This window comes from Gynuella sp. (genome assembly GCF_050297175.1).
Taxonomy (GTDB): domain Bacteria; phylum Pseudomonadota; class Gammaproteobacteria; order Pseudomonadales; family Natronospirillaceae; genus Gynuella.
This window is the reverse complement of the sequence record NZ_JBNKSF010000061.1, coordinates 278,537-286,077: the sequence shown is the minus strand read 5'-3', so window position 1 is coordinate 286,077 and position 7,541 is coordinate 278,537. Positions and strand designations below refer to the sequence as shown.

Here is a 7,541-nt window from a genome sequence, read left to right as displayed (position 1 = left end):
GCCAAATACAAAACCACCCAATCCAAAACCGAGCAGCAATTATCCAAACGCATCCATAAACAACGTGCGCTCAAGAAGGATTTAAAATTAGATCACCTTCCCGAACCTCCACTGATGCCCTTCAGTGGCCGTCAGCAGGATTCCATTCACACAGCTCTTCCGTTTACCCGAGAAGATTATTTCGATTTGATCGATACCACCGGGCGATGTCTGCGACAGGACAAACGGGGTGTCATCAATCCTGACACTGAAAAACTGATCAGTCGGCTGGGTATCGATCCAAATCAATGGCTAAAACATGTTCAAAGTTATGGCCGGTCTTATGGGGATTGCGCCGGTTCACGGGTTTCATTGCTGCAGTATGCGGATCGATTTAAGCGGCGATGGAGTAAAGGACAAAAAATATCTTCAGAGCACTATCTTAAAGTTATTTAGAAAGCTAAAACTTAATGCCACGCGGTTTCAGATAATAAATGCAATTGGTAATAGAGAAGCCAGCTGATAGAGTCTGCGCTTCTCCCGACCAAGAGATAAAGCACCTTGAACTACCATCAGCTGACTGAAAACGAACGATACCAGATTTACTCTCTATTGAAAGAAGGTTTGAACCAAAAAGCAGATAGCCGAAAACGCTTTAGCGTAGTCCGTCAACGATATCCCGAGAGCTGAACCGTGACAATGGACTTCGTGGCTATAGACCTAAACAAGCTCAGGTGTTTTGTGAGTACAGGCGAATAAATGCTCATAATCGTATTAAGTTGACGGCAGAAGTAACCGGTTGGATTGCGACGCTGATCAGACAAGACCTCAGCCCGCAACAGGCTGTTGATTATTTGAAAAGGCATAAAGGGACCGACCTGCATCATGAGAGGGTGTATCAATTGATATACGCAGACAAGGATGAAGGTGACGTATTTGTGTGGCGTGGATGCCGAAATTGGTGATAGCTACGATCACCGCAAACAGTGACTGATATCGTGCCTTATATTTAAGTCATCGATGTCTGTGTGTATGCAATCATTATCATGTGGCGTTGCATGGCTCTCAGATTCGGTTGGATGATGAGGTATCTGGAGCGATGTTTACAACATGACAAGCGTGGTGTCATTAGAACGGATCTGGAGGCGTTGGTTAGTCCGATCCAAATCAATGGTTACAACGTAAGCGCCAATCCAACCGCCCACTACCCATGATCTGATTTCACGAATAACCTCTGAACTTTCACCGTTGGGAGGTCTTATGAATAAACGTCGCACCAAAACCCAGTGGCTGACAGTGATCCGGGAATTTGAAAACAACGGTCTAACCCAAGCGGAATTCTGTACTCATCGAGGCATCGATCTTAAATACTTCAGCCTGCGCCGCATAAGGCTCTAGGCCGAGTCCAAACCTATTGCCGTGCCCGACCTAAAGTTAGTAATTCAGGAGGTCAGATTTATTTGTTTTTCCAATCGGTACTGATTGGATTGGATACCGTATTTTTTTCCAACGTGTAAGTGCCATTTTGCTGTGCGATTGCTTCCCCGGTATCGACAATGGCATTCTGGATAAATATGCTTTTGGCATTATCGCCCCGAATGAAAGTCAACTGATGATATGCGGTTTTATTCCCCCAGTCTGGAGAGGGCAAAGATATAAATCTCACCGTATAGGTTTCATCGCTGAAATCCCCTTGCATGACATAAACACCGTAATGGTTTTCGCCTTGAGAAATGATCTTATACGTCCCGTTGTTATAGTAATAAATCTCTGCATCGGGAAACGGTTTTTCACTGTACATTTTCCGGTAGTGAAGCACTTGCTTATATGTTGGCTCACCAAAATTTACGGTTAACGTTTTTCCATCATTTGATGTGGTTAACCCTTCTGCATACGCCGTGCAACCTATCATTAGCAAACACCCCATTAAAAGTATTTTCATTTATGACTCCTTCAGTTGATTGAATCAGTTTCTGTTTTCAAATGTTTTTACAATTATAATTATTTAATTACACGATTATTTTGTGTCAAGTTAAACCGAATTTGCTTCAACCTCCTCCCATAAAAATTATCTTTATGTAACATTTTATTACAAGTAATAGATCGTGTTTTTTATTAAATCACATGATTTTTTACGTTAATTTGTTTTGAATTCCTATTGGTCTAGAAGAGGTAAGGGTTTAAAAATTTGAAGTAATTTGGCCATCACACAGATGTAACATTAAATGACCAACCAATCTGTTCCATGATGAAAAATAATGAACTGAATAAGGTAAAAAATTCCCTTATAGTTACCTGTGAACTCATTAGAATAATCAAACATTAATATATTCTTATATCGTCAACATACCCAAACGACTTGAAAAGATACCAATAATTGAAATATGAACTCTCCCCTAATCGCATCTGGACATGGTCTGACTAAACGAATAAACATTCAACTCCAATTTTATAACTAATACGGCTTTTATCCGTATTTTTGTGTATAACGTCACAATAATTGAGCGATATTAAATCAACCGTTGCAATAGACGATACAACTCGAAAGAAGCCAGACGGTGACCCGGATTTATAAAATTTGGTTTTTGCCGTCCAATAAATTATTAGGCGTCCAAAGAGGGATCATTTGAGAGCTTCATTTCAAGTAATATTTTTGCCTTATCGAATTTTTAGTAATTCGATTTGGTTTTTAGCTTGTAAGCGTTTCGATGGCCGTTATGAAAATGTGTTTCCAGTGGCAGGGAATTTGACAATATTGGTAATAGAGGATGGAGAGATTAAGTCATGCATCCTTGCATGACATGCTCTTAATTCCTTAATCTGTTTATTTAGAGTTTGGACAATAATTGTCTATGTCATCCATAGGATCCCAACCTGTTCCATTGTCATAAGCGGAAAATATCTGTTCTCTGGTGCTATAGCCATTTAGAACTTCTGCTTCATTCATTTCATAGGATAGGGTTTTGAGTCTTTCTGAAAGGTCTTGTTTCTGGCCGTTAAGGTCCATGGTGTTGTACTCCCTCCAACCTGCATTTGCATTGGCTGTTTCGGGTGTGGGCAATGGATCATTTAACCAACCGATCGGTTTGATATGGTTGTCCATGTATGTGTTGATGAACACGATATTGTCGTAACAGCCGCTGCAACCACCGCTCCTGGCCAGATAGGTGGTGTTGTCCAGGACCGGGTCGCCATTTGGACCGTCGCCGCGGGTTATTTTTGAATTGAGGAAGACGAAGCCTTTGTCTGTTTCGTTTTGTACCCGGGCCTGAAGGACGTATCCCCCACTGCCATTACCCCGTGAGTCTCCTAAAGTGCGTATCTCGCTGTTTTCGAACAGGGATACTTTGCTGTAGCCCCAGATGAAATCGACGTTTCCCGCAACCAGTGTGTTGTAGAACCAGGTCCAGCCTTTTAGGTTTAGAGTGTCCTGTTCGCTGATAAAGTCTGCGTTGGTGGCAATCAGCCGTCCATCCGGGCTGTTAAAGAAGAGTGTTTCAGCCTGATGCCCTTCTCCGATCAGTGTGGTGTTTTTCAGTGTCAGATTGTCCAGCCTGACCATATCTGCTTGTTCTATCAGGAATAATGGTCGACCTACTGTGCCGGAGTTCATGCTCTCATTGATGGTGTAACGAATGATGGTTTTATGCCGACTTTCGCCTTTCAGGGTAATGTTATTTTTACCGTAAAGGTACAGGGGTTCTTCATATATGCCACTTTTGATGTACACAGTAGCCGGCGTGTCTGTAGCCACGTTTTGCATAACAAAATTGAGTGCGCCTTGTATTGACCGGAAGTCGGCATGGTGACCATTGTCATCCACCACTAGAGTGGTTTTATTGATATCCGGTCCATTGATTCGGGTGGTAAAGGTCCAGCCACTGTTTTTTCCAATGCCCTCAAATGGCTGTCCAGCTAATGTTGCACCCGTGAATGCTTCTTTGGCTATGGCGATATAGTAGCTGACACCGCGTTCCAGAGTATTGGCATGTGGGGTGATACGGACAGTGTTACCATTGATTCTGATCGGATTGGTTCTAATGTTACGTACCGGGTTATAGCCAATGTTGTCTGATTCATTGATCAGGCTGATTTTGTCCACCATAACGTCATCGCTGGATCTGAAAATGCGAATGGATCCTTCTCCCAATGTTACGTCGGAGTCAAACCTGATTTTTAGTTGGCTATCTTCATAGGTATCGAATTCGCCTGATGCGGGTGTAAGCTCGTTGCAGAAATCATAAACCGCGGTCGGCATTTCAAATTGTGGTGCGATAGTGGCGTTGATTTTCCGGGCCAGATTTGAGCCGCTGATAAATGTGATGGTTGCGGTCCCCGACCCCACCGGTGTCAGAGTAACCTGGTTGCCAGAGGTGCTGACAGCAATCACATTTGAATCGCTAGAGGTAACGGTGAAGGTATCATTTTCTCCGGTTTCTGTGCGAGTTGTGACTTCAACAACTTTGGGACTATCTCCAACTTCTGCACTGTATTCCGTGTCTCCGGGAGACAACACGATAGATGCTGGAAGGTCGTCGGCATTACCGACTCGGACATCATCGATTTCGAATGATTTATTGGATGTCCACAGGCCGATGATGCCAGTATTTGTGAAACTAGCATCAGTAGTGGAGGCAATCTGATCGCCATCGAGATAAACCGTCAGCGTGTCGCCTTTCAGTACCAGACGCAGGTAGTACCATTGGCCGTCCAGGGCATCTTTTGTGCCCTGTTCAATGGGTGTTTTGACTTGCTGCATACGCGTCAGTTGGCCGTTGACCATTTTGGCAATTTCCACTTGGGTGCTGCCGACGGAATTTTGAATGTTCATTGCTCCGGCATACCAGTTGTTACCATCCTGATAGCGACCAAGCAGATACAGCTGTTTGTTGGCGGCTGTCGAGTTGTAACGTGGTCTGATTTTCGCTTCGACGTAATAGTCTGCCGTTGTCAACGCAGACAGGGTTGATGGTTTAACCAGGGCAATGACACCGCCGGATTTGTCGGCGGTATAACGCAGGACATTGTTGCCCGCATCATTGACGAGGTCAAAACTACCATCGGGTGTCATATTGTTTTCGGTTTTCGGCAGAAGGTCCCAGTTATTGGCATTGCCGGAGGCGAAATCGTCACAGAAGTATAAGCCGGAATCCGGGCATTGCCAGACACCGGCTGGGCTGTCGAAATTGGAGTGAGCCTGTTTTTCTGAGGTATCAGTCATGTCAGAAGCTGCATATGCGGTTGTTGCTGTCGTACCGTTTACAGCCAGCAAAAGTCCGGCTGTTAGAACGGCTTTTAGGGTTTTTGGATTCATGTTTCGATAATCCTGCTTGGAGTTGTTTTTGGAAACTGGATTACTGATCTCATCTTGAGATCATGCAGGTATATCTTAACTTTGAATGCTTTTTTAATGTTGCCTTTTTGCTGATACGAATCATTTTTGGCCGATATCAATTGCCAAAATGAAGTCCGGATCACAGTCTTTGCTTTACATACGTTCACACAGTGCAAATCGTGTATGGAATGATCCCGTATATAACGTTGTATTAACTGTCAGGTTCAGAGCTGTATGAATCGATTACTTTTTAACAGAAATTTCCTATCAGTGGTATTGGTGCAAGTCAGCTCTGCTTCAGGTGATTCCTTTTTAAGGTTGAGCTGTTAGTGATTCAGCTCAGTTGTCTGTGAAATCCCCCCTTGTGTTATACGGTTCATTTGTTTATAAATGATAATCATTATCATTTAAAGAATGAGACACGTTATGCGATTCATCTGTACTCGTCATCAACTACTGGTTGCACAGGATCCGCTTCAGGCCTACCAGCAGTTCGAACATTTGAAATTGGCCGGACTGATGGCCATGGAAGCACAAAGTTGGGAGCTGGCTTGTCGTAAACTGGGGGCTGCCTATGAAATTTCCGCACTGGCTCTTCAACATGAACATGAGGTGGTCGGATCTGCCGAAATGATCAATAACCTGTTGTACTCTTGTCATCATTTGGTGATCTGTCTGTCAGTACTGGGTCACTGGTCTTTGGTCAGCGAGTATCTGCGTTTATTGCTGCAGCACTGTGAGGTGTTGTTGGGATCGCAGCTAAAGGCTGATTCACAGACACTGGAGGAGGCCGTAAAGGTCTCCTTTCAGCGAATGAAACTATTATTGGTAAAGAACCGCGACCAACGAATTGCCGGGGTTCTGGAACAACTGGAAGAATTTATTGTGATGCCGGGGTGTCGAGTGTTATTGCACTAACAGCGGGTTTCCAAACAGCGTCTGGTAACAGATAAAAGCCGGGGTCGGCGTTGGCACCTTCTCCCATAATATGTGCCAGTCCGGATGCCATGATGGCCAGGGTAACGTCAAAGGCGTTCACACTGTCACCAAAACTGGCAGTCAGATTGAACATGGCACCGTTGGCCAACAGGAAGAAGTGCTTGTTTCCTTGTTGGTATTCATAAATATGTGGCAGAACTTCCTCGCCCTGTGTGAGATCCAGTTCGCTGGTATCAATTTCATCACTGACATGACCGACGTTCATCACAAAGGCACCACTTTTCAGCGCTCGCAAATGCCGGGCGGTGATGACATTACGGGCGCCGGTGGCAGTCACGACCACATCTGCCTGAGCAATGGCGTCATCCAGCTCACTCACATGCCAGCCATCATATTGGGCCATCAGGCGACGTGCCGGATCGCGCTCTGCTACTGTGACAGCGCCGCCATAGGCTCTGGCTGAGAAAGCCACACCCTGCCCCACCAGTCCATAGCCGATCACGACAACGTTTTTTTCATGTAGTGTCATGCGTGTGCGTTCAAAAAAAGCCTGCCAGGCTGTCAGGCCCACCATGTGACGATTGTGCAGACCCTCTTTGGCATCCAAGTCATCCCAATTAAACACAGGAAAGGTCATGTTGGCCTGCTTGAGTCTGGAAACCCCAGAACCGGTGCCTTCCAGTCCGGCCTTCATCGTCTGACCAGGCCGCTGTTGCAACCGAGACATGATTTCCGCACCAAACTCACATACGTAGTCCGGTTGCCAGTCCAAGGCCTGCTGCAATGATTGTTCCCAATCGGCCTGGCTCATGTTTAACCAGGCATGAGTTTTGGCACCAAGGCTGGACAAATATGAGACCACTTCGTCACGGACAGTTGTAGGGTTACAAGTCGTTACAAACAACTCACCTCCCTGTTTCAGAAAGCCTTCGTACAGAGGTACCATCTTGATATCCAGGTGTGTACAGATGGTCACCTTTTTGCCGCGGCAGTCTCCCAGTTGTGAAACCATGCGGGCGGTTCTGGGCATATGACGGCGGATCCAGTTAAGCTCTTGGGTAAAATTCATATTTGTTCCTTTCGGTAATGCATTGAAAGTCATCGCAGAAAACATGATCAGACAGCAGATCGATACAGCGTGTATTGATGATCATGAGGGGATGACAAGATTAACTCTGAACACTGACTGAGTGAATGCCTGGCAGAATAAATTCCTCTGTGATGAGTCGCACACGGTCAGGATAAAACCCTGTGCAAAGCAGGGTAGATGATAGAAGATGAAATCCTG

6 protein-coding genes are annotated in these 7,541 nt (G+C 45.1%); 3 read left to right on the top strand and 3 right to left on the bottom strand.

Annotated elements, in window-relative coordinates; all coding sequences use genetic code 11:
- Together ACQY6I_RS24235 and ACQY6I_RS24230 are read left to right on the top strand one after the other, a co-directional pair.
- Positions 1-435, top strand: a 435-nt coding sequence (locus tag ACQY6I_RS24235; protein ID WP_428244237.1) for a hypothetical protein, incomplete at its 5' end; no start/stop codon positions are given.
- A gap of 804 nt (positions 436-1,239) precedes the next feature.
- Positions 1,240-1,377 carry a hypothetical protein gene (locus tag ACQY6I_RS24230; protein ID WP_428244236.1) on the top strand — a complete coding sequence of 46 codons (138 nt, stop codon included), beginning with the start codon at positions 1,240-1,242 and terminating at the stop codon, positions 1,375-1,377.
- Between the two features lie 58 nt (positions 1,378-1,435).
- Here the strand turns inward: ACQY6I_RS24230 and ACQY6I_RS24225 are convergent, their stop codons facing one another.
- Positions 1,436-1,921 (bottom strand): hypothetical protein, encoded by a 486-nt coding sequence (locus ACQY6I_RS24225; RefSeq protein ID WP_428244234.1) that lies wholly within the window; start codon positions 1,919-1,921, stop codon positions 1,436-1,438.
- 882 nt (positions 1,922-2,803) lie between these two features.
- Positions 2,804-5,293, bottom strand: coding sequence for a pectinesterase family protein (locus ACQY6I_RS24220; RefSeq protein ID WP_428244233.1), 2,490 nt, complete (start codon positions 5,291-5,293; stop codon positions 2,804-2,806).
- A 447-nt stretch (positions 5,294-5,740) separates the two neighbouring features.
- On the opposite strand from ACQY6I_RS24220, the gene ACQY6I_RS24215 reads away from it, so the two are divergent.
- The gene (locus tag ACQY6I_RS24215) at positions 5,741-6,232 is read left to right on the top strand and encodes a hypothetical protein (RefSeq protein ID WP_428244232.1); all 492 of its coding nucleotides are present in this window, start codon (positions 5,741-5,743) and stop codon (positions 6,230-6,232) included.
- Here ACQY6I_RS24215 and ACQY6I_RS24210 read toward each other — a convergent pair.
- Entirely contained in the window at positions 6,195-7,322 is a 1,128-nt protein-coding gene (locus ACQY6I_RS24210; RefSeq protein WP_428244231.1) for an NAD(P)-dependent oxidoreductase, read from the bottom strand. The genes ACQY6I_RS24215 and ACQY6I_RS24210 overlap by 38 nt on opposite strands.
- Positions 7,323-7,541: the final 219 nt, after the last annotated feature.